The sequence below is a fragment of the Scrofimicrobium canadense genome (assembly GCF_009696615.1).
Classification (GTDB): domain Bacteria; phylum Actinomycetota; class Actinomycetes; order Actinomycetales; family Actinomycetaceae; genus Scrofimicrobium; species Scrofimicrobium canadense.
This window is the reverse complement of sequence record NZ_VULO01000010.1, coordinates 1-22,379: the sequence shown is the minus strand read 5'-3', so window position 1 is coordinate 22,379 and position 22,379 is coordinate 1. Positions and strand designations below refer to the sequence as shown.

The window sequence follows — 22,379 nt, the reverse complement described above, 5'->3', positions numbered from 1 at the left end:
GTGAGTGATTACGCATTGCATTTTAAGGTCTTTCGATGCATGGTTTTGCACGGTAAGTTATTATAATTACAGCAGACTTATGTGATCCCCTGACGAATGAAAGGCGCATTGTTGTCTGCGAATTCTACGGCTTCATCTGCCGCTCCTAAAAAAAAGACCGGCACTTCTGGAAGCAAGAGTAAAACGGCTACGAAGAAACCCGCAGCACGTAAAACTGTCAGTAAGAAGACTACCGCTAAAAGTGCTGCAAACGGCAAGAAAAAGCCAGTAAAGGCCAGTGAGATTGAAGAAGTACTTACAGACGAGGTGACCGTAGAAGAAGATGAAGATATCAAAGTCGATGATCTAGAGCTTATCGATGATGATGTGGAAGAAGATGAAGTCGAAGTCTCGGATGATGATTCAAATGAGTCCGACTCAGATGAGGATAGCTCTGAGGCTGAAGATGTGCGGCCAAAAGCGGACAAGGAAATTGTCGCTGAGGTAGTCAAGAAGAAGGGTTTTGTCGTCTCTGATTCTGATGATGCGGATGAGCCTGTTCAACAAGTTACGGTCGCCGGAGCAACAGCTGACCCAGTAAAAGACTATCTGAAGCAAATCGGCAAAGTGCCGCTGCTCAATGCTGAGATGGAAGTTGATTTAGCTCGGCGCATTGAAGCGGGTCTTTACGCTGATTACAAACTTAAAGAAGATGGCGCAAATATGCCGGCCAAAGAGCGCCGGGAACTCACTCTCTTGGCGGCGGACGGTCAGAATGCCAAAAACCACCTTCTGGAGGCTAACCTTCGCTTGGTCGTATCGTTGGCCAAGAGGTACACGGGGCGCGGGATGCAATTCCTTGACCTGATTCAAGAGGGAAACTTGGGTCTTATTCGTGCGGTCGAGAAATTCGACTACACGAAGGGATATAAGTTTTCTACATATGCCACCTGGTGGATTCGTCAGGCTATTACTCGCGCTATGGCAGACCAAGCACGCACAATTCGTATTCCTGTGCACATGGTGGAGGTCATCAACAAGCTAGCACGCGTTCAGCGACAAATGATGCAGGATCTAGGACGGGAACCTACCCCCGAAGAACTGGCCGTCGAACTCGATATGACGCCTGAGAAGGTTGTAGAAGTTCAGAAGTACGGTCGTGAACCAATTTCTTTGCATACGCCTTTGGGTGAAGATGGAGACTCTGAGTTCGGTGACCTGATCGAAGACTCTGAAGCTGTAGTTCCGGCTGATGCTGTATCTTTCACACTCCTGCAAGAGCAACTTCACCAGGTGCTGGACACTCTTTCAGAACGTGAAGCTGGAGTCGTGTCAATGCGTTTTGGGCTAGGAGACGGGCAGCCGAAGACTCTCGACGAGATCGGAAAAGTATACGGAGTTACTCGCGAGCGTATACGTCAGATTGAATCCAAGACAATGTCGAAACTGCGTCACCCATCGCGTTCTCAAGTGCTGCGAGATTATCTAGACTAAAGAAGAGTGCAACTGCTTCCGATGCCTGTCAGGCTATTCAGCTTAGGCGGGCATCTGGTCGCGGTCGTCCTGGATAAAGTCAGCTGTTGAGCGAAGAGCGTCTAAATGAACAGCAGCATGATGGCCACAAAAGAGGAGTTCTGAGGGGCCAATAACCGCGCGAACCCAGGCGCGAGCACCGCAGGAATCACAACGGTCTAGGGCCATGAGTTCGCGGTGATCGACAGGACGGTCGAGAATTGGTGCTGTTTCCATGAGTCAATAACATCACTAGTAGTGCGGTTGCCGCATCTTTTGGAGGTGTAATTCGCCATTGGCACAATGGAGTTGAGGGAATATGACGTGGGTCTTCTCACCGAATACCAAGGTTTGGTCCGTTCTAGGCGGGGGAGACGCCGGACCCAGTAAATCGCAAATAGGATAGGCACGTGGCAGAAAAGAGCTCAGAATATTCCGCTCGACACCTTTCGGTGTTGGAGGGGTTAGAAGCGGTACGCAAGCGTCCAGGCATGTACATTGGCTCCACGGATAGACGTGGTCTCATGCACTGCGTGTGGGAAATTATCGATAACGCAGTAGATGAGGCGTTAGAGGGACACTGCGACACGATTGAGGTCGTCTTGCACCCGGATCACTCGGTTTCTGTGAGCGACAACGGGCGTGGTATTCCTGTCGATGAAGTTCCGGGTTTAGGTTTGTCTGGTGTTGAAGTGGTATTCACCAAGCTCCACGCGGGTGGAAAATTTGGTGGAGACTCCTATGCATCGTCGGGTGGTCTACACGGTGTGGGTGCTTCGGTTGTCAATGCCCTTTCAGCACGTCTCGATGTTGAAGTCGATCGTGGCGGGAAGACCTACGCAATGGCGTTTCGTAGAGGAGAGCCAGGGGCCTTCGACGATTCGAAAGCTCTTTCTCCCAATGCGCCATTTACGCCTTTTACTCATGCACGTGAGATTGAGGTGGTTGGAAAAGCTAAGCGTGGTAAAACCGGCACGCGAGTTCGTTTTTGGCATGATTTCCAAATTTTTCCTCCTTCAGAAACATTTTCTTGGACAGGATTGACGGACCGGGCCCGGCAGACGGCGTTCCTTGTTCCCGGGCTGACGATTATTGCAAGAGATGAACGTGGAGATGAGGCTGTTAGCGAGACCTTCCATTTCGAAGGAGGGCTGGTTGACTACGTCGATTTCTTAGCGCCAGACAAGGCACAGTCGGAGACATGGCATATTCAAGGAACAGGCACCTATCAGGAAGTTGTACAACAGCTCAACGGCGAAGGCCACCTTCGACCGGTGGAAGTGGAACGTACCTGCGAGGTTGAGGTTGCATTGCGTTGGGGTACTGGGTTCGACACACAACTGCGCTCATTCGTGAACATTATTGCGACCCCTAAGGGCGGGACGCACGTGCAAGGTTTTGAACTCGCTCTTACTAAGGTCTTACGAAAGCAGGTAGAGAAGCAGGCCCGCAAACTCAAAGTTACTGCGAAAGACGGCCGAGTTGAGAGAGACGATGCCCTCGCAGGCCTCACGGCTGTAGTCACTGTACGTATCCCGGAACCTCAGTTTGAGGGGCAGACAAAAGAGGTACTAGGAACTGCTCCCGTCAAGGCAATCGTCTCCAAAGTAGTGTCGTCCTGGATGGACGAAAAATTCTCGTCGTCCAAGCGCGTGGATAAACAAGAGTGCCATATTGTCCTTGAGAAAGTCGTTGGTGAAATGAAGGCGCGAGTGAGCGCGCGGCTTCACAAAGAAATATCACGACGTAAGAATGCTCTTGAAACGTCGACCTTGCCTGCCAAATTGTCTGACTGCCGATCCAATGAAGTGGAGAGCTCTGAACTATTCATTGTTGAGGGAGATTCTGCTCTTGGTACCGCGAAGGCGGCTCGTTCCAGTGAGTTTCAGGCTCTTTTCCCCATTCGGGGAAAGATACTCAATGTTCAAAAAGCTAGCACCGCAGATATGCTCTCTAACGCAGAATGCGCCAGCATTATTCAAGTCATAGGTGCAGGGTCAGGTAGGACCTTTGACCTGTCGATGGCTCGGTACGGCAAGGTCATCTTGATGACAGATGCTGACGTCGATGGGGCGCATATTCGTACACTCTTACTGACGCTCTTTTTCCGCTATATGCGGCCACTTGTTGAAGCTGGACGAGTATATGCTGCTGTTCCTCCATTACATCGGATCGAGGTTCCAGGGCGTGGGAAGAAAGGTAAAGAGCTAATCTACACATATTCAGAAGAAGAGCTGCACACCATCCTTGCCGACCTCAAGAGGAAAGGTCGAAATTACAAGGAACCGATCCAAAGATATAAAGGGTTGGGTGAAATGGACGCTGATCAATTGGCAGAAACAACCATGGATCCTCATAGTCGTACGCTTAGACGCGTGACTCTTGCCGATGAATACGCGTTGAGGGAAGCTGAAGAAACATTTGAACTCCTCATGGGATCTGTGGTAGCCCCTCGGCGAGATTTCATTGTTGAGGGTGCTTCGGAGCTGGATCGTGAGAAGATTGATGCCTGATTCGGTTATTGTGAACTAGATGAAAAGCTCAGATAAAGCCGAGGAGGAGTTGCGCCAGACTTTGGCGCAATGGCGTCCATTGCGCATTTCTGATGCGGAAAGCCTCCACCAGCTGATCTCTCGGATTGAAATGAAAGATAACCCTCCATACCGAACTACGATAGGTGAAGTAAGAGGCTGGTTACAGGATACTGAGAAGACCAGGGGACGCATTGGAATAGCCGCTGAGGGGCCTCGTAAGAGTGAGCCCATTTGCTATGCGATCGTTACGCTGAGTGATAATTCGCGCGAGTGCAGAGCAAGGGGCGGAGTTTGTCCCGACTACCGTGGGTTGGGTGTTGGCGGAGCAGTTGTATCGTGGCAGGTAGAACAAGGAACAACCCTGTTACGCGATGTCACCGGTGAAGGTGGACGCATTCTAACTCAGGTTGCTGGAGAACAAAATGAGTTGCAAGTTCACCTCACACGGATGGGATTTTCATGGGCACGTAGCTCCTATGAGCTGCGCCGCGAACTATCGGATCTGCCACTCATGCCCCAACTGGGCACCTATTACAGTGTGGAACTGTGGTCCCAAGAGTGGGACCACGCTGCAAGAAGACTTTATGCGCGACTCCTTGAGGAGCAATGGTCTTTGCCTGGCCAAGCAAATGATGAATGGTCGATCGGTATGGAAGCATTTAGACCGGAATGGTCGTTTGTAGCACTCGATAAGACGGGGGATAGGCCTTCGCTTGTCGGTTTTGTTCGAGTTTCCGCCTACCCGGAGGATTGGGAGGCTTTGGGGTGGTCAGAAGGATATATTGACCTCCTTGGCGTCGAAGAGTTTCCCGGCTCTCACGCTATTTCACAAGCTTTAGTGATCGCCTCTATGGATTCGCAAGCGGCAAGTGGTATGCGTAAGGTCGCAACTGGTGTCGGAGTGGCAAGCAACGCCGGTGCACTTAGCTTTTACGAAGAACTCGGTTTTAACAGGTCATTCCAAACCCGAACTTATTCGTATTCGGTCTAACCAATAAAAGCTAATGATTTTTTGAGGGGTGAACCGGAAGCATCCCGCCGCTCATCAACATCGGGCAGAGGTGTGGTAGAACCACTTGCTGATATTCCAGAGGGAATATATCTACCTATCCAAGCCATCCCAAGAGAGTCTTCACCTTTCAAGAAGCGCTGAGCTCTGACCCCCATTGTGGCCCGTCCCTTGATCGGATACATCTCCAAAGGAGTCATTTTGATTGTGGAATAGGCGGTGCCTGCTAAGGTGCCACTTTGTTGAGCAACTGTCACGACAGTGGATTCTTCTGTCGTCTGGAGCGCACTGAAGGCGATTACTTTATCGCCAGCAGCAAGTTTGATACCTGCCATTCCTCCTGCAGCAGGTCCCTGTGGTCGCACCGAGGCAGAGCTCATCCGTAGCAGCTGAGCAAAAGCTGTTACAAAGACAATGTCGGATTCATCGTGAGCGATACACCCTCCGACAACGACGTCTCCCTCATCAAGACCGATGACGGGGAATATATCCTTAGATTCTGGGTATTCGGGCCGAACTCGCTTGACTACGCCTCGCATGGTCCCTAGTGCCAGAATATCTTCACTTTGTGGATTGAATACTGCGATTGGATTCTTGGTTCCGCACAGTTCTGTTACTGATGAACCCGCCAGAAGGTCGAAAAGTTCTCCGTTCTTTGTCAGCTGGGGGAGAGCAACCACATCAATGCGGTGTCCATTGCCATCAGCGTCAAGTACCGCAACACGTGCGCGCGTGGATGTATGAGCTAGTGATCTGACCACCGTCCCTGCAACGGCTACTGGGAAGCTCACATGTCCAGGTATCCAACCAATCTCTCCTGTAGCGCTGAGGACAACTGTGCAGGGCTCATCGGTGATCTCCAGGGGAACCGATGCTGGCAGAGGCTCGGCTTCTTCAGCATCGAGGATTTGCGTGCGCCTCGGTGTATTTAGCACTGCGGCGGTAGCTTCCAATTCGCTTTCCACCATATTCGCCAGAAGAGCAGGATCTGCCAGTATGGCTTGCAGCTGCGCGATTTCTTCAGCTAAGGAATCTCTTTCTGATTCAAGTTCGATACGAGAGAACTTTGTGAGGCGGCGTAGCCGAAGTTCCAGAATATATGTGGCCTGTAGCTCTGATAGCTCAAAGGCAGTCATGAGTCGTTCTTTTGCAACTTCGGCATCGTCGGACGCACGAATTATCGAAATGACATCGTCGATATCGAGGATTGCCCGCAAAAGCCCCTCGACAAGATGGAGCCTCTTACTTGCCTTATCGAGTCGGAAGGCAGATCGTCGACGTATGGTTTCTAGCCGGTGAGCTAGGAACACCTCAAGCATTTCTTTCAAGGTCAATAAACGCGGCTGTCCGTGTACCAGTGCCACAGCATTGACTGAAAAACTCTCCTCAAGGGGGGTTTGTTTATAAAGCTGAGCTAAGACTGCGTCGGGGTTAAAACCGGTTTTGACATCAATGACTAAGCGAAGTCCGTGGTGTCGGTCAGTGAGATTAGTGACATTGGAGATGCCTTTCATTTTTCCTGATGATACGGCATCCTTAATCTTTTCAATGACCCGTTCAGGGCCAACCATATAGGGTAATTCGGTGACAACAAGTCCCATTCGCCTTGCTGAAACTCGTTGTTTTTCGACAACTGCCCTCACCTTGAAAGAACCGCGACCTGTGCGGTAGGCATCTTCAATGCCGTGTGAATCGACTATGACGCCACCGCCGGGGAAATCGGGCCCGGGAATAAAACGCATGAGGTCTTCTAGTGGTGCTTCAGGATTACGCAAAAGATGTCGAGCAGCCGAGAGAGCCTCGACTGGATTGTGAGAAGGAATGTTGGTCGCCATACCTACAGCAATACCGGCTGCCCCATTGACTAAGAGGTTCGGAAAAGCTGCAGGGAGTACATCTGGTTGCTGAAACTGGTTGTCATAATTTGGTACAAAATCGACAGTGTCTTCATCAAGTTGAGCTGTGAGCTGCAGCGCAGCTGCATCCATGCGAGCCTCAGTATAGCGAGGTGCAGCGGGACCATCATCGAGGGAGCCAAAGTTTCCGTGACCGTCTACCAGGGGGACCCTTTGATTGAATGGTTGAGCTAGACGTACAAGAGCGTCGTAAATTGGCGCGTCGCCGTGTGGGTGCAGCTTACCCATCACCTCGCCAACTACACGCGAAGACTTAACATGTCCGCGATCTGGTCGCAAGCCCATTTGGTCCATTTGGTAAACAATGCGCCGTTGGACCGGTTTGAGACCGTCACGGGCATCTGGCAATGCTCGTGCATAGATTACTGAATAGGCATACTCAAGGAACGAACTCTTCATTTCGGAAGAGACATCAATTTCATCAATTCGTTCAGTGGTCGATGTATCAGCAGAGCTATTGCGCATAGAGGTCATTATCCCTCAGCCAAGTATTCAATCACCACATGGCCACGGCCTAGCGAACGACAGATCGGCCACATATTCACTCTTTACAGGGTCATCCAATGATTAAAGTCTCCCGATCGATCGGGGGGTTTACACTATATCGCTATGAGTCCATTTTCTGTGCCAGAATCTCCCACTACCCCGTGGATTGGCGAGGTGATGCCCTCGGCAGCCGCTGCATGCGGTGTACCAGCCAGCGGCACCAATACCCTCGGAGTTCCTCATGGACGGTCGGCGATTGTCATCGTCGTGGACGGGTTGGGGTGGCTGAACCTGCAAGAGTGGAAAGGATATGCACCTACTCTGAGAGGTTTTCTCGATCAATCCGACCCCATTAAGAGCTGCTTGCCGTCAACAACCGCCGCAGCACTCACCTCTATCACCACCTCAGCATTGCCAGGATCCTCGAGAATGATGGGCTACTCAGTAGCTCATGAAGGAAAAGCAATGAACTTGCTTCACTTCGATCGAGCAGACGCATCCACATGGCAGCCCCAGCCGACAATATTCCAGCGTCTCATAGACACTGAGCTGCGTCCCGTGGTGGTGTCTGCACGAAAATTCGCCAGCAGCGGTCTGACTCTTGCATCCATGAGAGGGGCGGTATTTATGGGAGCTGACCCCCTTACAGACCGCTTTGCACGTGCAAGAAAGGCAGTTACTCAGCAGCCGTCGTTGGTCTATTTGTATTGGTCGGAAATAGATCACGCAGGGCATGCGCATGGTGTTGGTTCTGAGGAATGGCTCCATGAACTTGAAGCTTTTGATCGAGAACTAGGACGATTCTTATCTCAGCTCCCTGCCGAGACCTCAGTTGTGCTGATTGCAGATCACGGAATGATCAATGTGGTCGATAGAATAGACCTAGCAGCCCATGACGAACTCTCAAATGGCGTTCAGCTCATTGCAGGTGAGGGTCGATGTGTGCATATTCATACCGATACAGATCAGGACAATGCCGTATTAACCCGATGGCGGGACTTCCTCGGAGAACGCGCATATATTGCATCGCCCGATGAGTACCCGAATATCTTCGGACCCGGAGATGGAAATAGCTTGTTGGGAGCAGGGGTCGCATTTCTACAAGACATGAGTGTCATCGTTGATTCGCGCGCGCAGTCCCCACAGAGCATTGCACAAGTCGGCGTTCACGGTTCTGATTCACCGGCCGAAGTATTGGTGCCATTTCTCACATTAACTGACTAGTCGGTTTTAGATCCAAAGACGATTTCATCCCATGAGGGAACCGGCCGACGGCCATTGTGTTTCTTTGGCGGGACACTTTCGGATTGTGCATTAGAGGGGATTTCAAAGAGCTCGCCTTCTCCAGGAAGTATTTCATCGTCATCCGCGGTATCCAGTTGGTCTGGAACCACTGTCAATACAATATTCTCGGCAACTTCCGTTGATTCTGGGACGACTTCATCAAAAGAGTTTTCTTCCGCCTCGTCTAAAGGAACGTCGTCCTCATCGACTTCATCAAGAACTGGCTGAGGGCGCCCTCTCTGAGTGTTTGCCTGCTCGACTAATGCCTCAATGGATTCGGTCTCCGAGGAAGAAAAATCAGATGGTGAGGGGAAGAATGCGCTCACTGGTGCAATCGGCGCGGCCGACTCTGTGAGCCACGTAGCTTCCTCATCTATCGCCTTTACACTGGCGGCATCAGACCTCAATGACCATGTTGCTTGACGTTCCACGCCAGCTTGGATAAAAGTAAGGGACACTTCCCAGTCTTCCCCCGGCTGACGCCGGGCGTTCCAGGAAAAAGACGCGGAGTCGACACCACGAGCTGCAAGACGATTGATTACCAAATCTTCCAAGATCGGAGTACCGGGAGCATCGCCGATTCGGCACAGCTGAGCCCGGTTGATTGCCCAGGCTATTTCCGCCAAGACCGGAGACTCATACTTTGTGACGTCCTCAATATCGATTCCTTCGCTTTGAGCGATTTCGCTTGCAGAGAGACCTGACCGTAATAGCGATTGAATGTCGCGCGGTCGCAGAGGAGTCTTCTGTGTCGGTTCCGGAGCCGGTCCCAGGGTGCCCCGTCGTACGGCTTGGCGTAAGGCATCCGTGATTGCCACGCTATAGCGTGCACCCTCAGCATCTGTGAACACGATGCTTTGAGAGTCTCCGGAACGTCCTAAAAATGCCAGTTCGATCATCGTGTCTCCTCATTTACCTAATGAACATCGTGCCAAAGTTGGAGGCAAATCCCCCTCAGCGAAGACGGTGTGTTTCAAGAGAGCATGACACGGGGCCCTATAAAGTGCTAATATCCCCGCGCAGAGACTGATGTCAATTGAAGGGAAAAAACGTGGCGACGGACTATGATGCTCCTCGCAAGAGCGACGATGATATCGCTGAGGACTCGATCGAAGAGCTGAAATCCCGGCGTACCGACATTGGTTCCAATGATGTCGATGAGGATGAGAATGAGGCTGCTGAGAGCTTCGAGCTCCCCGGTGCTGATCTGTCGATGGAGGAATTGACTGTACCGGTGGTTCCGGCGCAGGAAGATGAATTCACATGTTCGGTGTGCTTCTTAGTACATCACATGTCTCAACTAGCCTATGTCGATGACAATGGGCTCTCGGTATGTACAGACTGTGATGCTTAATGGGACTGTTTTCACGCCAGAAATCTGAAGAGGATCAGCACAAAGACAGTGACATTGACGAAGACATCAATGTCACTGTTCCTTCTGGGCCAAGTGACTCCGAAGGAAAAATGTGTCCGGATGGTTACCTGGATTTAGGCGCCCTGTATGTTCCGGCTATTCCTGGTATGCAGCTACGCGCCCAGTTCGAGGGCGACAAAAAAACTCTTCGGAGAATCTTGCTCATAAGTGGCACCTCTGGAATTCAAGTATCGGTTGCAGCCGCCCCACGTTCGGGCGGAATGTGGGAGGAATTGCGCGAACAAGTCGCGCAAAGTATTCGACAGATGAATGGTTCTGTCACCGAAGTTGAGACCAAATATGGCATTGAATTGGATGCAAATATCCCCGTTCGCTTGCCTGATGGTGGTGAAGGCAAACAGCCGATGCGGATTATCGGTATCGAAGGGCCACGTTGGCTACTTCGCATAGACCTTCAAGGTGGTGCAGCCGCGGGTGATGAGGCGCAGCGAGCTCAATGTGAAGAGATCATAGATCGCTTCATAGTTAACCGAGGCTCAGAGCCACGTGTGCGTCTGGAACTGTTGCCTCTGGCACTTCCCCGGTCGGGGGACAATGAGACTGTTTGATCGGTGGTTACGTAAGGATCCTGGAGAAACAAATCATCGACAACCGCATCCGGAACCTGATAGTACGCACGACCCTATTGCGCTGTGTAAGGAACGCGTCCCTGCACGTGTTGTTGGAACAGTCAAATGGGTTGAGATTGACGAGTCGGGGCCATGTTTTCGCGCCGTCCTAGAGGATGAGACCGGAACCATAACTTTAGCCTGGCCGGGACGTAGAGAGATTCCTGGAATATCTGAAGGAACAGTGCTGTCGGCAACGGGAACGGTTGCCAAAGGAAGCGCAGGAATGCGAATACTAGACCCGCAGTACTCGATAGAGGCGGTTTCATGACGAACTGGGCACAAACCCTTGGCGGAGAAGAGTTCTCTCTGCAGGAAGCCATTGGTGGAATCCGAGGGGTGATTGAATCACTCCTGCCGGGACTTGTATTCGTAGTCACCTATCTAGTAACAGGGTCATTGGGGTGGACCGTCGGTCTTGCCGCCGGAATCTCGGTGTTGTTTGTTGTTATTCGAGCATTTCAACGCAGCGCCCCCACTCAGGCTATCGCTGGTCTTATTGGCGTAGCTATTGGCGTAGTGTGGGCATTCACCAGTGGTAGAACCGAAAATTATTATGCCTGGGGAATACTGCTCAACCTAGTCTATGCAGCCGTCATTGCCTGCACAATTCTCATCAGACAACCGTTAGGGGCTCTTCTCATCCAGTTTCTGTGGGGGCTACCGAAAGGCTGGAAGAAAGAGGAGCACTATGCCCTTCTTTATCGGAGAGCGTGGATCGCCACGTGGGTGTGGGTTGTTATTTTTTGCCTCCGCGTAGCTGTGAAGGCACCCTTGTACTACTCAGGCCAAGTGGCCGCATTAGGAATAGCTACACTTGTCATGGGTCTTCCACTTTTTGCCTTGGGTGCATGGCTGACATGGGTTTTGTTGCGTGGCCTGCTTCCAACAGGCACTGCGTCTTCCTCGAAAGAGGTAACTACTGAGGATTGATCAGCTGTTCAAGTTCTTCAACCTGTAAGAAATGGTTGGCCCCCGCAATGACAACTATTTCATCACCATCACGGACTGGGCCGCATGCTTCGAGGCGGTGTGGGGTTCCCTCACGCACAATAGCTGCAACGATTGCGTCACGAGGCCATTCAACATCCGGTGCCGGTGTTCCGATAACTGGCGAATGCAAGCCCACTGTGAGCGAATAGACGCCCACGCCGGATCCGGTAAAGGCTGAGAGTTGCACAGCGTTTCCGACAGTAACTGCTTCCTCGACCAGTGCAGCCATCACACGTGGAGTGGACGTGGGAATATCGACTCCCCACGCCTCAGAAAACATCCATTCGTTAATCGGATCGTTGACACGCGCAACCACTTTCGGCACAGCAAATTCGGTTTTCGCAAGTATTGAAACAACCAGATTTACCTTGTCGTCGCCTGTTGCGCACACTAGGGCGTCGCAAGTATCCAGCCCTGCTTCTTTGAGGGCAGTGGGAGAACATGCGTCGGCTAGAGTCCAGTCAGCCTCGGGAAGCTCAGAGACTCGAATCGACGCAGGGTCTTTGTCAATGAGTACTACATCGTGGTGGTGGGATACCAGTTCTTGGGCAACTGCCCGTCCAACTGAGCCTGCGCCAACAATCGCAATTCTCATTTTCGTTCCTCCGGAGCCCGAGAAAGTATTTTCCTCACGCGAGTCTCTTCTTCGCGGGGGATCGCCAAATAGAGCTCATCTTGCTCTTGGACCACGGCATTCTTAGTGGGAATAGTAACTGTAGCTAGACGCGCAACAAATGCGACCTTTGACTTTGTGAGTTTTTCGACCGTCTCTATGGGAACGCCAATCCATGAGGACTGAGGGCGAATCAGGCAGAGCCCTACTCGTCCAGTGGGATCATCCCACACAGTCGTAGCATTGGGAGGCAAAACTCTTTTCATAAGAGCAGCGGAAACTCTCAACACTGCAGCAACTGTGGGAATACCAAGCCGTTCACAAAATGCTGCTCTTTCGGGGTCGGAAATACGTGCTACTACGCGCTCGACTTGGTACATCTGGGATACAGTACGAGCTGCCACCATATTAGAGTTGTCGCCAGAGGCGGTAGCGATGAACCCGTAGGCTTCCTCAATCCCTGCGCGCTCTAGAACGGAGCGGTGGAACCCATTACCGGTCACGCGCTGACCGGAGAAATCGTCATCAAGGCGTTCGAAGGCCTCAGCATCGATGTCAATTATTGCCACAGAGTGGCCAGCCTCATCCAATTCACCTGCTAGCCGAGCACCTACACGGCCGCAGCCCATTACTACGAAATGCACACAGCCAAACTACCATTGCCTTATGCCACATGAACTCATAGAACTAACCTTGGGGAACCCGGCGCACGGAGGTGCATGTATCGCATATGGCGATGACGGGCAGATTTACTTCGTGAGAGGAGGTGCGCCCGGGGAAAAGGTGGTTGCCAAGATCACGTCGCGACAAACGAGGTTGCGGTGGGCAGAAGTCGTTGATGTAATAAATGCCTCGCCTGACCGCATCGCTGATAACACTCTTCCGGGAGCAGACCTTTCTCACATCACCGTCGCCGCGGGCCGCGAATGGAAAACCCGCGTTCTCCTCGACCAAATACGCAGAGTCGGTAGCCGAGAACTCGAAGAACAAATCCTCGCTCTTGGTGCACCGAAAGTCACCGCGCTACCAGGAGACGAACTACTAGCAGAGAGAGAATGGGGCCGGCGTACTCGAGCACGGTTCGCAGTCATGCCTGATGGGCGACTGGCGGTGCGGAAATACCGATCTGATACGCTCCTTCCTGTCGATTCGTATCCTTTGCTCGTCCCCGTATTCGCTGATGTGTTTATGTCCCCTCAATGGCATAAACGTTTGCAGGGGGACAGCGAAGTCATGCTTGTTGCCCCCACAGGAGGGGAACCCCTTGTGGTTGGAGAAAACACCATCTGGAATCTAGAAGGAGATGAAGCCTCTTCGCGCGTCCAATGGAGCGTTGGCAAATATCAATTCGAAGTAGATGCCAGAGGTTTTTGGCAAGTGCATCCTCAGGCACCAGCCACTCTTGTTGATGCTGTTTTGACACAAAGTGAACTGAAACCAGGAGACAATGTTATTGAGCTCTATTCAGGGGCTGGACTTTTTACTTATTTCTTAGCTGCGGCAGTTGCCCCATCAGGTCGGGTGCTTTCCATAGAGGGCAGCGAACAAGCTGTCGCAGATGCAGCGTCTAACTGCGGTACTTTGAGAGGTATTGATTTCTTTGTAGGAACAGTCGATGGGGATGCAATCAAAGATCTCATACTCGAGTTAGGAAACATCCCCCGTTCGATAATCCTCGATCCGCCCCGTTCTGGAGCTGGAAAAAATGTCACTTCGGCGATCGGTGAAACTGGTGTAAAACAAGTGACTTTGATCGCATGTGATCCTGCGTCTGCCGCGCGGGATATGGAAAATCTCCGTGCCCAGGGATTTTTTGTCGCGAACATTGAAGCCTTTGATCTATTTCCTGGCACTCATCACTTCGAAATTGTGGCGACGCTGCGGCGATAGAGCGCTAAGCTCAGGGACGAACAGAACTTTAGGAGTGAGTAGTGGCGGATAGTCTCAAATCGCGTGGCACCCTCAACGTTGAAGGTAAGGAATACGAAATCTATAGGCTTTCGGCGGTTCCTGGATTGGAATCATTGCCGTATTCCTTAAAAGTGTTGGCAGAAAATCTTCTACGCAATGAAGACGGCGAAAATATCACTGCTGACCATGTGCGTGCCCTAGCTCAATGGGATCCCTCAGCTGAGCCTAACGTTGAAATCCAGTTCACCCCAGCACGGGTGGTGATGCAGGATTTCACTGGCGTCCCTTGTGTCGTTGATTTAGCTGTTATGCGCGAGGCTTTCAAGGAAATGGGAGGAGATCCTTCCTCGATCAACCCTCAAGTGCCCGCAGAGCTGGTTATTGACCACTCGGTACAGATTGATGTGTTTGGACGACGGGACGCTCCGGAGAAGAACGTCGAACGCGAATATGAGCGTAATGGTGAACGCTACCAGTTCCTTCGCTGGGGCCAGACTGCTTTTGACAGTTTCAAGGTTGTCCCACCGGGCACTGGCATTGTTCACCAAGTCAACCTCGAGTATTTGGCGCGCACGGTCTTTACTCGTGACGTAAATGGGGTTACTCAGGCCTACCCCGATACTTGTGTGGGTACGGACTCCCACACAACCATGGTCAATGGGCTTGGCGTTTTAGGGTGGGGCGTTGGCGGTATTGAAGCTGAAGCAGCGATGCTTGGCCAACCCATCTCCATGCTGATTCCGCGCGTTGTTGGATTCCGCCTTACAGGCTCAATACCAGCGGGCGCAACAGCAACAGATGTTGTATTGACGATTACTCAAATGTTGCGTGAACATGGTGTTGTGGGCAAGTTTGTGGAGTTTATCGGTGAGGGCGTTGCGCAGGTCCCGTTGGCTAACCGCGCGACCATAGGTAACATGTCACCCGAGTTTGGCTCAACAGCAGCAATTTTTCCTATTGATCAGGTGACGTTGGATTACTTGCGCCTCACGGGACGCTCCGATGAGCAAATTGCCTTGGTTGAGGCTTATGCCAAAGATCAAGGACTGTGGCACGATCCCTCACAGGAAGCACAGTATTCCGAGTATTTGGAGTTGGATCTCTCTACGGTAGTTCCCTCGATCGCAGGTCCAAAGCGCCCTCAGGATCGCATTGAGCTCACCGAAGCAAAAGACACATTCCGCTTTGTTCTCGATGACTACGTCGATGGTGAACGCCCAATCGATAAGACAGAACTGGATGAGGCTCTAGCTTCGACCTTCCCAGCGTCAGATCCGATTGATCCTGATGATCTTTCAGATTCCGATGGTTCGGCGCCAGCAGATTTCGGAGAGTCTGACAATCGTCCCCACAAGTATGTTCCTGTGACGTTGGACGATGGTACCGAAACCGAATTGGACCATGGCAAGGTCGTTATTGCCTCGATCACTTCGTGTACTAACACCTCAAATCCATCAGTGATGTTGGCGGCGGCTCTGTTGGCGCGCAACGCCAATGCATACGGCCTGAAGGCAAAGCCTTGGGTCAAGACGTCGATTGCTCCCGGATCACAAGTGGTGACTGGATACATTGACAAAGCGGGGCTGTGGCCGGACATGGAAGCTCTAGGTTTCTACTTGGTTGGGTACGGTTGTGCAACATGTATCGGTAACTCGGGACCGCTTCCTGCCGAAGTCTCGAAGGCAGTCAACGAACACGATCTATCGGTTGTCTCTGTCCTTTCAGGCAACCGTAACTTCGAAGGACGTATCAACCCTGATGTGAAGATGAACTATTTGGCTTCACCTCCACTCGTAGTGGCCTATGCACTTGCCGGAACAATGGATTTCGATTTTGAGTCAGAACCACTGGGCCAAGATCCTTTTGGTAAGGATGTGTATCTTCGGGACATTTGGCCAGACCCTGACGAAGTACAACAGGTCATTGACGATACCGTTACTCGGGATGTATTCGTCGAGGATTATCAGGATGTATTCCGCGGAGATGAGCGTTGGCGAGCACTCGAGATTCCTACAGGTGACACTTTTGCGTGGGAAGAAGACTCAACATATGTGCGGCGTCCTCCCTACTTCGATGGAATGCCAGCCGTTCCCGCTCCAGTAGAAGACGTATCTGGTGCGAGAGTACTCCTCAAGTTGGGCGACTCTGTGACAACGGACCATATCTCTCCAGCCGGTGCCTTTCGAGCAGATTCTCCTGCTGGGCAATATTTGGAGGCTCACGGTGTTGAACGTCGCGACTTCAATTCCTATGGTTCGCGTCGCGGTAATCATGAGGTGATGATTCGTGGGACCTTTGCAAACATTCGGATTCGGAACGAAATGCTTCCGGGTGTTGAAGGGGGTTTCACTAAGGATTACACACGTCCAGGGGCTCCGCAGGCGTCAGTATATGATGCTGCGACACACTATCAAGAGGCGGGCATTCCTCTCGTAGTGTTGGGCGGCAAAGAATATGGGTCTGGCTCTTCGCGCGACTGGGCCGCGAAAGGTGTCTCTCTTCTCGGCGTCAAGGCCGTGATAGCTGAGTCCTTTGAGCGAATCCACCGGTCCAACCTGATTGGTATGGGGGTTCTTCCCTTAGAATTCCCCGCTGGTGAAACGCGAGACAGTCTTGGACTTGATGGCTCTGAGGTTTTCTCCATTACGGGTGTCACCGAGCTCAATGAGGGACATACCCCGAAGACGGTTCATGTCAGGGCGACCAAGGACGATGGTGCGGTTGTTGAGTTTGACGCTCGCCTTCGTATTGATACCCCAGCTGAGGCAGACTACTACCGCAACGGCGGGATCTTGCAGTATGTGCTGCGACAGCTCAAAGCGAAAGAAGAAGTGGCTAACAAGGGGTAGGACAGCTGACTGGCTCGGGTGTATGGCTGCACGCTGAGTGGAGCCGTACACCCGAGCCAAATATCTGCCTATCTCGGCGCGGTGGGGAGACTCGACAGCACATGCTACTTAGGCTTTAGCTATGGTTTCCCGAAGGCATTTGCTGGCAAGTCGGCGTCGAGCCCGCCGCGTTAAGGCCGCGAACAACGATCTCTCAGCCCAACAGTGGAGGTGGTTGCTCGCTGCCTGGAACCATGCCTGCGCCTATTGTGGAGGTCAGTACGCGGAGCTTCAAAAAGACTGTGTACACGCAATTTCACGTGGTGGACGATACACCGTGGAGAATGTTGTGCCTGCTTGCCGATCGTGTAATGCCTCTAAGTGCAATGCTGAAGTCACTAGTTGGATGCGTCGTAAACGCCTTGACGAAAAACGGTTTCTTGAGCGCTGGGTGATGATTATCGGGAGTGTGCGTGATTCTTCCGACTTGGAAGACGCAACCTTGGCTCTAGCGGCGGCGATGATAGAGAAACGATAGGCTAAAGATTCTCATCTGCTACGGAAAAAGTATCGCACGATGATAGTGATCCTTGTGTGAGTCCTGTCGTAAACCAGCGTTGACGCTGTTCGGACGAGCCATGTGTCCAATTATGAGGCTGAACCTCACCAGTGAAAGTCTCTTGTATGTGATCGTCACCAACGGCTGCAGCCGCTGATAGTGCAGAAGCAATGTCGGTTTGAGAAGGCTTCATGAGGTAGCTGATTCCTTGCGCATCACGAGTCTCACTAGCGCCCTTAACCCACATTCCGGCGTAGCAGTCGGCTTGAAGTTCTATCCGAACCTGATCGGAGTAGGGGCCGGTTTTGATGCGGTCAGCTTGAGCAAACGTACCTAGTTGATTCTGAATATGATGGCCGAATTCGTGTGCCACTACGTATAGCTCAGCTAATGGACCTTGGTCTGCACCGTAGCGAGAAGTGAGCTCTGAGAAGAAAGAGGTGTCAATATATACGGTGGCATCTGGAGGGCAGTAGAACGGTCCGACTTCAGAACCGGCAGTGCCGCACCCAGTTGAGACACGACCCTCAAATAACAAGAAGTCAGGTAACTCATATGCGATGCCTGCTTGCTGAGGTAGTTCTTGTCCCCAATACTGATCGAGGGATAACGCTGTTCCTTGCATGCGGCATTCTATTTTTTCATTTGCATCAGCTCCTGTGAGACATTCTCCTAGCGTTTCTTCTGCACCAGCTGGTTGATACTGTGCCTGTTGGTCTCCAGTAATACCTAGGCTTTCCATGTCTAGACTGCTGCCTGTGAAAGCGTTGAAAAGTAGCACAAGGATGACTCCCAAGCCGCCGACACCACCCAAAGCAATACCACCATTACGTACAGCGTGTCCACTTCCTGCACGTCGGACTCGATTCCCAGAGATATCAGAATTCGGCTGAAATGTCATGATAGATAACTCCTGACGGTGGACTAGGGCTCATATCTGCTGCTGTCATCAGCGTAACTAATTCAGCCGGATGCGTCCGTATCAATGTGAACTGTCGCAAGTGGGCTGCAAAAACCAAAAATGGCTACACTCCGAATGAGAAGTGTAGCCATTTACAAATGCTATGAAAAGTCTTACTTGACCTTGGTATATCCTGATTTTTCAAGGAGTTCGACGCTCTTCTTCAAACTTACTGCAGACGCATTGTCAGTATCGGAGTAACTTGAACCCAGTAGCTCGGCGACTTCTTGTAGGTTCGCCACTGAATAGTCGACGGTCATAGTTTCGACTGCGGTGGTGTCCCCATATTCGATTGAGTGCTCTACGCCTTCAATGCCTTGGAACTGGCCTACAAGCGGCCCTAGTGTCGATTCAGCAGTCTCTTTGTCAGCCAGGCCGGAACCTTCATAGTCGATGGTGTTTTCTACCGCTTGCTTTGTTACCTTATCTCCCGTTGCATAGAAGATTATGGTAGATTCCGTTCCATTTTGTGTCAGCGAATATGAGGTTTGTGTTTCACTGCCACCAGAAGCGCATGCCGCCAGCATTACCGTGAGCAGTATTGCCGAAATGAAGACTATTGCTGCCCTGGTAATAGCGGGACCTTTGACGTGTTTGAATCATAAACACTCCTTGGTGGTAATAGAGAAATTCTGACCGGACAAGGCTACCTTATAAACACTTAAGCGAATATGTCCCCAATCTCATCGCGATAGAGTACTCACCCACAGTTACGGTCTGACAAGTGTGAACGATCCGTCCGGCACAGCGTTCTTCATTGCATTTGTGTGGCCTCCGAATTCTGAAGTGGAAAGCTACAGTCGCTATAAACCCCTACGTCGAATTATTGCATCCGGTTCAGGATCGTGCCCAAGAATCGCCCTGAAGGACTCCATCGGTGGGCGTGAGTTTCCCCGACAGAGTAGCTCATTGCGTAAAATATCGCCTGCAACAGGGGAGAGACCTCCATGTGGTTGATCCCGTAACCACTCTTCAAGTTCAGCCACCATGGTTTCAGACCACAGGTAGGAATAGTAGGCTGCGTCGTATCCTCCCGTAAATGCGTGCGCAAAATAACCTGACCGATACCGCGGTGGAACTGATGGATGGGCGACGCCGCTGTCCTGTAGAGCCTCTTCCTCAAAGACCTCAATGTCGGATACGGATTGAGTGGCATGCAGAGAATGCCACGCTTGGTCAATAAGCGCTGACTCAACGAACTCAAGAGTGGCATATTCTTGAAACTTTGTTTTCGATGCAGCCAAACGCGTAAGTACTTGCGCAGGTAGGGGCTGTCCGGTGTCTTTATGACGTGCCATGCGCGACAGCACCTCGGGATGATAGGCCCACATCTCGTTCAGTTGGCTTGGCAGCTCAACAAAGTCACTGGGCACCTCTGTTCCTTCAGTTTCACGGTAATAGGTATTCGTCAGCAGGCCGTGGAGAGCATGCCCAAACTCATGAAAGCATGTCTCAACGTTGTCCCAGGACAGGAGAACTTCCGAACCGTCAGACGGACGTGCAAAGTTAGCGTCGTTAGTTACTACTGGGCGCGTTCCGGACCTGCCACAGGCTGGAACCAGCGTCGTCATCCACGCTCCACCATCTTTTCCTGGACGAGTATAGAAATCGGCAACAAACAGTCCTATGGCTCTTCTTTCACGGTCATGAACCTCCCACACTGCGACGTCATCGTGCCAACCGCGCAGATCAGCTCGCGGTGTGAAAGTGACGCCATAGAGTCTGTTGGCGGCAAAGAAGACCCCATCGTTGATTACTTGATTTAGAGGCAAATAATCTCGGAGAGAATCAGGATTGAAATCAAGAGAATTCTTGCGTTCCTGAGCCTCGAAGTAGGGCCAGTGGGCGGGGCCAATGGCATCCGCACCTGTTTTGGCGACCATTTGTGTTTCAAGTCGCTTAACCCCAGCTTTAGCTGCCAACCCGATGGTGGTGAGTAGCTCCACAGCCGTCTCTTGGTTGGGTACTGTTTGCCCTGCCATGACGTACTCGGCATGGTTTGGAAAACCAAGAAGTGCGGCGCGCTCGGCACGATCTTTGACCAGTGAGGGGATTAAGTCAGATGTTCGGGTTGCTGGATCGGCACCGACTCCTCGGGAAAGAGCAATATCTAGTAGTCGTTGACGAGTTTCAGGATCCTTCAATGAGGCTAGCGCTTCTTGTGAAGTGTAATTCTCAAGCGGGAGAAACCATGCGGCGCCACGCTTCTGGCCAGCGGCCTTTGCTTCCTCTACAAGAACTGCAGGCAAACCGTCTAACTCTGAGATGTCAGTACCAGTGAGACCTAGGTGTGAGAGCTGGTGGGAAATCCGCAAACTAATTTTTGCTTCAGTCGAAGCGATACGTGAGTTGAGTTTGCGGAGTCGCTTCTTATCCGCCTCGGCAAGATTGACGCCAGCGCGTTCAAAAGCCGCGGCCGTATCACTGATCAGCCACCTAGTTTCATCATCCAGGTCAGTGCTCTCAGAGAGCGTTTTATACCTGTCGTACATATCCCTATCAAGCATGAACGCATCTGTATGCGCAGATAAGAGGGGGGCCAATTCCTCTTGGAGTGCATTCAACTCATCACCTCCCAAGGAAGATGCGAGGGTATAGAAGACACGCACCGCTCTGTCGAACAACTCGCCAGAGTCGTCGACCGCCACAACTGTGTTTTCAACCGTAGGAGACTCTGAACTATGAGAAATTGACTGCCATTCCTCGACCTGAATCCGCATACCCTCGAGAATTGCGGGCTTAAGATGATGGATTTCTATTGCCGCAAAGTCGGGAAGTTGATAGGGCAAAGATGAGGCGTGAGCTAGGGGATTGGTCCTATCGAGCACGATGGTCCTTTGTTTCGTAATGTTCTCATATGACTTTACTAGGAACCAGAAATATCATGCTGCACCGGGCTATCGGCATGTGGTGCCACAGCACAACATCATGCAGTAATACTGTGCAGAAGTAGTATCTTGTAAGTCACCATCGAATGCGAATACGGATGAGAAATCACTATATCCGTTGACTATCAGCGCAGCTGAAACGGTAAGAAAAGAGGCATCGTTAGTGGGAGAAAGAGAATCAATACAGGGAGAATCTTTCTCTGTCGAGATGTCTGCTACATACGCGATGTCTAATCAACCTGCCACGAAACAACTGGTTCGTATCGCAAACGACAAAAGAAATATCTGGCCGCGCACTCGCTCCCGAATTCGTCGATTCCGCAGAAACTGACTTTCCGCATGTACATTTTCAAGTCGGTGACTTTTGTGCGCTACCGGTGGAAGATGGCGCTTTGGGAGGAATCTTGAGCTGGTATTCGGTAATTCACACGAACCCGGTTGAAATACCTACAGTCCTAGATGAGTTCGCACGAGCATTACGTCCGGGAGGAAGCTTACTGATTGGATTCTTTCACGGTGAAAAAATCCAACTGTTCGACCACGCTATTGCTCCAGCCTGGTTCTGGCCCATCGAAGCATTGGCCGGACTATGCGAGAACGCACAATTTGAGATCATGGAAACACATACCCGCGCAGATGTGGGAAAGCGCCCTCACGGCGCGATTATTGCACGCCGGTTTTAGTTGCGTGCTGACGACTTTCATGAAGTAATGCCGGGGACACTGCTAGCATAATAGGCTCTTCGGACTTTGGTGGGGTGTGGGTTAGGGGATGGTGATTGAGTCGAGTGTTTTCCAGTGGGGTTTGCCGGCGTAGAGGAGGACTCTGGTTTTGTAGTTGTTGAAGTTGGTGAAGCCGAATCC

Annotated in this window: 20 protein-coding genes and 1 pseudogene; 13 read left to right on the top strand and 8 right to left on the bottom strand. The window is 51.6% G+C overall.

Features of this window, described 5'->3' with window-relative positions; genetic code table 11:
- Nucleotides 1-111 precede the first annotated feature (111 nt).
- Entirely contained in the window at nt 112-1,473 is a 1,362-nt protein-coding gene (locus FYJ24_RS08730) for an RNA polymerase sigma factor (protein ID WP_404814711.1), read from the top strand.
- A 42-nt stretch (nt 1,474-1,515) separates the two neighbouring features.
- Here FYJ24_RS08730 and FYJ24_RS08725 read toward each other — a convergent pair whose 3' ends face one another.
- Nucleotides 1,516-1,728, bottom strand: a complete 213-nt coding sequence (locus tag FYJ24_RS08725; protein WP_154545560.1) for a DUF7455 domain-containing protein — start codon at nt 1,726-1,728, stop codon at nt 1,516-1,518.
- A 173-nt stretch (nt 1,729-1,901) separates the two neighbouring features.
- On the opposite strand from FYJ24_RS08725, the gene FYJ24_RS08720 reads away from it, so the two are divergent.
- The gene (locus FYJ24_RS08720; RefSeq protein ID WP_318656610.1) at nt 1,902-4,004 is read left to right on the top strand and encodes a DNA gyrase/topoisomerase IV subunit B; all 2,103 of its coding nucleotides are present in this window, start codon (nt 1,902-1,904) and stop codon (nt 4,002-4,004) included.
- 19 nt (nt 4,005-4,023) lie between these two features.
- The gene (locus tag FYJ24_RS08715; protein WP_154545558.1) at nt 4,024-5,016 is read left to right on the top strand and encodes a GNAT family N-acetyltransferase; all 993 of its coding nucleotides are present in this window, start codon (nt 4,024-4,026) and stop codon (nt 5,014-5,016) included.
- Here FYJ24_RS08715 and FYJ24_RS08710 read toward each other — a convergent pair.
- Nucleotides 5,013-7,415: a DNA gyrase/topoisomerase IV subunit A gene (locus FYJ24_RS08710; protein WP_225872093.1), complete on the bottom strand. Its 2,403-nt coding sequence runs from the start codon at nt 7,413-7,415 to the stop codon at nt 5,013-5,015. The genes FYJ24_RS08715 and FYJ24_RS08710 overlap by 4 nt on opposite strands.
- A 144-nt stretch (nt 7,416-7,559) precedes the next feature.
- On the opposite strand from FYJ24_RS08710, the gene FYJ24_RS08705 reads away from it, so the two are divergent.
- A complete protein-coding gene (locus tag FYJ24_RS08705) occupies nt 7,560-8,660 on the top strand; it encodes an alkaline phosphatase family protein (RefSeq protein ID WP_154545554.1) in 1,101 nt (366 codons plus the stop codon).
- Here FYJ24_RS08705 and sepH read toward each other — a convergent pair.
- Nucleotides 8,657-9,619, bottom strand: coding sequence for a septation protein SepH (gene sepH, locus FYJ24_RS08700; protein WP_154545552.1), 963 nt, complete (start codon nt 9,617-9,619; stop codon nt 8,657-8,659). The genes FYJ24_RS08705 and sepH overlap by 4 nt on opposite strands.
- 152 nt (nt 9,620-9,771) lie before the next feature.
- Between sepH and FYJ24_RS08695 the strand changes: the two genes are divergently transcribed.
- Genes FYJ24_RS08695 through FYJ24_RS08680 form a run of 4 tightly spaced genes read left to right on the top strand, consistent with a single transcriptional unit; the run spans nt 9,772 to nt 11,696 of the window.
- The gene (locus tag FYJ24_RS08695; protein WP_318656609.1) at nt 9,772-10,074 is read left to right on the top strand and encodes a DUF4193 domain-containing protein; all 303 of its coding nucleotides are present in this window, start codon (nt 9,772-9,774) and stop codon (nt 10,072-10,074) included.
- Complete coding sequence (locus tag FYJ24_RS08690) at nt 10,074-10,703, top strand: DUF3710 domain-containing protein (protein ID WP_154545548.1); 630 nt, start codon at nt 10,074-10,076, stop codon at nt 10,701-10,703. Before FYJ24_RS08695 ends, FYJ24_RS08690 begins: the two co-directional genes overlap by 1 nt.
- A complete protein-coding gene (locus FYJ24_RS08685; RefSeq protein WP_154545546.1) occupies nt 10,690-11,034 on the top strand; it encodes a single stranded DNA-binding domain-containing protein in 345 nt (114 codons plus the stop codon). The genes FYJ24_RS08690 and FYJ24_RS08685 overlap by 14 nt, the downstream gene beginning before the upstream one ends.
- On the top strand, nt 11,031-11,696 hold the full coding sequence (locus tag FYJ24_RS08680) for a DUF3159 domain-containing protein (protein WP_154545544.1): 666 nt from the start codon (nt 11,031-11,033) through the stop codon (nt 11,694-11,696). The genes FYJ24_RS08685 and FYJ24_RS08680 overlap by 4 nt, the downstream gene beginning before the upstream one ends.
- Here the strand turns inward: FYJ24_RS08680 and FYJ24_RS08675 are convergent.
- A complete protein-coding gene (locus tag FYJ24_RS08675) occupies nt 11,683-12,351 on the bottom strand; it encodes a potassium channel family protein (protein WP_154545542.1) in 669 nt (222 codons plus the stop codon). The genes FYJ24_RS08680 and FYJ24_RS08675 overlap by 14 nt on opposite strands.
- A complete protein-coding gene (locus FYJ24_RS13420) occupies nt 12,348-13,013 on the bottom strand; it encodes a potassium channel family protein (RefSeq protein WP_318656608.1) in 666 nt (221 codons plus the stop codon). Before FYJ24_RS13420 ends, FYJ24_RS08675 begins: the two co-directional genes overlap by 4 nt.
- Before the next feature lie 22 nt (nt 13,014-13,035).
- On the opposite strand from FYJ24_RS13420, the gene FYJ24_RS08665 reads away from it, so the two are divergent.
- The 4 genes and pseudogenes from FYJ24_RS08665 (at nt 13,036) to FYJ24_RS13180 (ending at nt 17,646) form a co-directional block, all read left to right on the top strand.
- On the top strand, nt 13,036-14,259 hold the full coding sequence (locus FYJ24_RS08665; RefSeq protein ID WP_206192604.1) for a class I SAM-dependent RNA methyltransferase: 1,224 nt from the start codon (nt 13,036-13,038) through the stop codon (nt 14,257-14,259).
- Nucleotides 14,260-14,300: 41 nt separating this feature from the next.
- Nucleotides 14,301-17,129, top strand: coding sequence for an aconitate hydratase (locus tag FYJ24_RS08660; RefSeq protein ID WP_318656607.1), 2,829 nt, complete (start codon nt 14,301-14,303; stop codon nt 17,127-17,129).
- A gap of 121 nt (nt 17,130-17,250) precedes the next feature.
- Nucleotides 17,251-17,478: pseudogene (locus FYJ24_RS13565) on the top strand (HNH endonuclease); the annotation flags it as partial.
- Between the two features lie 36 nt (nt 17,479-17,514).
- The gene (locus tag FYJ24_RS13180) at nt 17,515-17,646 is read left to right on the top strand and encodes a hypothetical protein (protein ID WP_263970226.1); all 132 of its coding nucleotides are present in this window, start codon (nt 17,515-17,517) and stop codon (nt 17,644-17,646) included.
- Between the two features lies 1 nt (nt 17,647).
- Here the strand turns inward: FYJ24_RS13180 and ypfJ are convergent, their stop codons facing one another.
- The 3 genes from ypfJ to FYJ24_RS08640 all read right to left on the bottom strand — a co-directional run bounded on the left by ypfJ (nt 17,648) and on the right by FYJ24_RS08640 (nt 21,456).
- The gene (ypfJ, locus tag FYJ24_RS08650) at nt 17,648-18,568 is read right to left on the bottom strand and encodes a KPN_02809 family neutral zinc metallopeptidase (RefSeq protein WP_154545536.1); all 921 of its coding nucleotides are present in this window, start codon (nt 18,566-18,568) and stop codon (nt 17,648-17,650) included.
- 173 nt (nt 18,569-18,741) lie between these two features.
- Nucleotides 18,742-19,155, bottom strand: a complete 414-nt coding sequence (locus FYJ24_RS08645) for a YehR family protein (RefSeq protein WP_154545534.1) — start codon at nt 19,153-19,155, stop codon at nt 18,742-18,744.
- Nucleotides 19,156-19,431: 276 nt separating this feature from the next.
- Nucleotides 19,432-21,456 (bottom strand): M3 family metallopeptidase, encoded by a 2,025-nt coding sequence (locus FYJ24_RS08640; RefSeq protein ID WP_154545532.1) that lies wholly within the window; start codon nt 21,454-21,456, stop codon nt 19,432-19,434.
- A gap of 260 nt (nt 21,457-21,716) precedes the next feature.
- On the opposite strand from FYJ24_RS08640, the gene FYJ24_RS08635 reads away from it, so the two are divergent.
- Nucleotides 21,717-22,199 carry a class I SAM-dependent methyltransferase gene (locus tag FYJ24_RS08635; protein ID WP_154545530.1) on the top strand — a complete coding sequence of 161 codons (483 nt, stop codon included), beginning with the start codon at nt 21,717-21,719 and terminating at the stop codon, nt 22,197-22,199.
- The last annotated feature ends 180 nt before the right edge of the window (nt 22,200-22,379 follow it).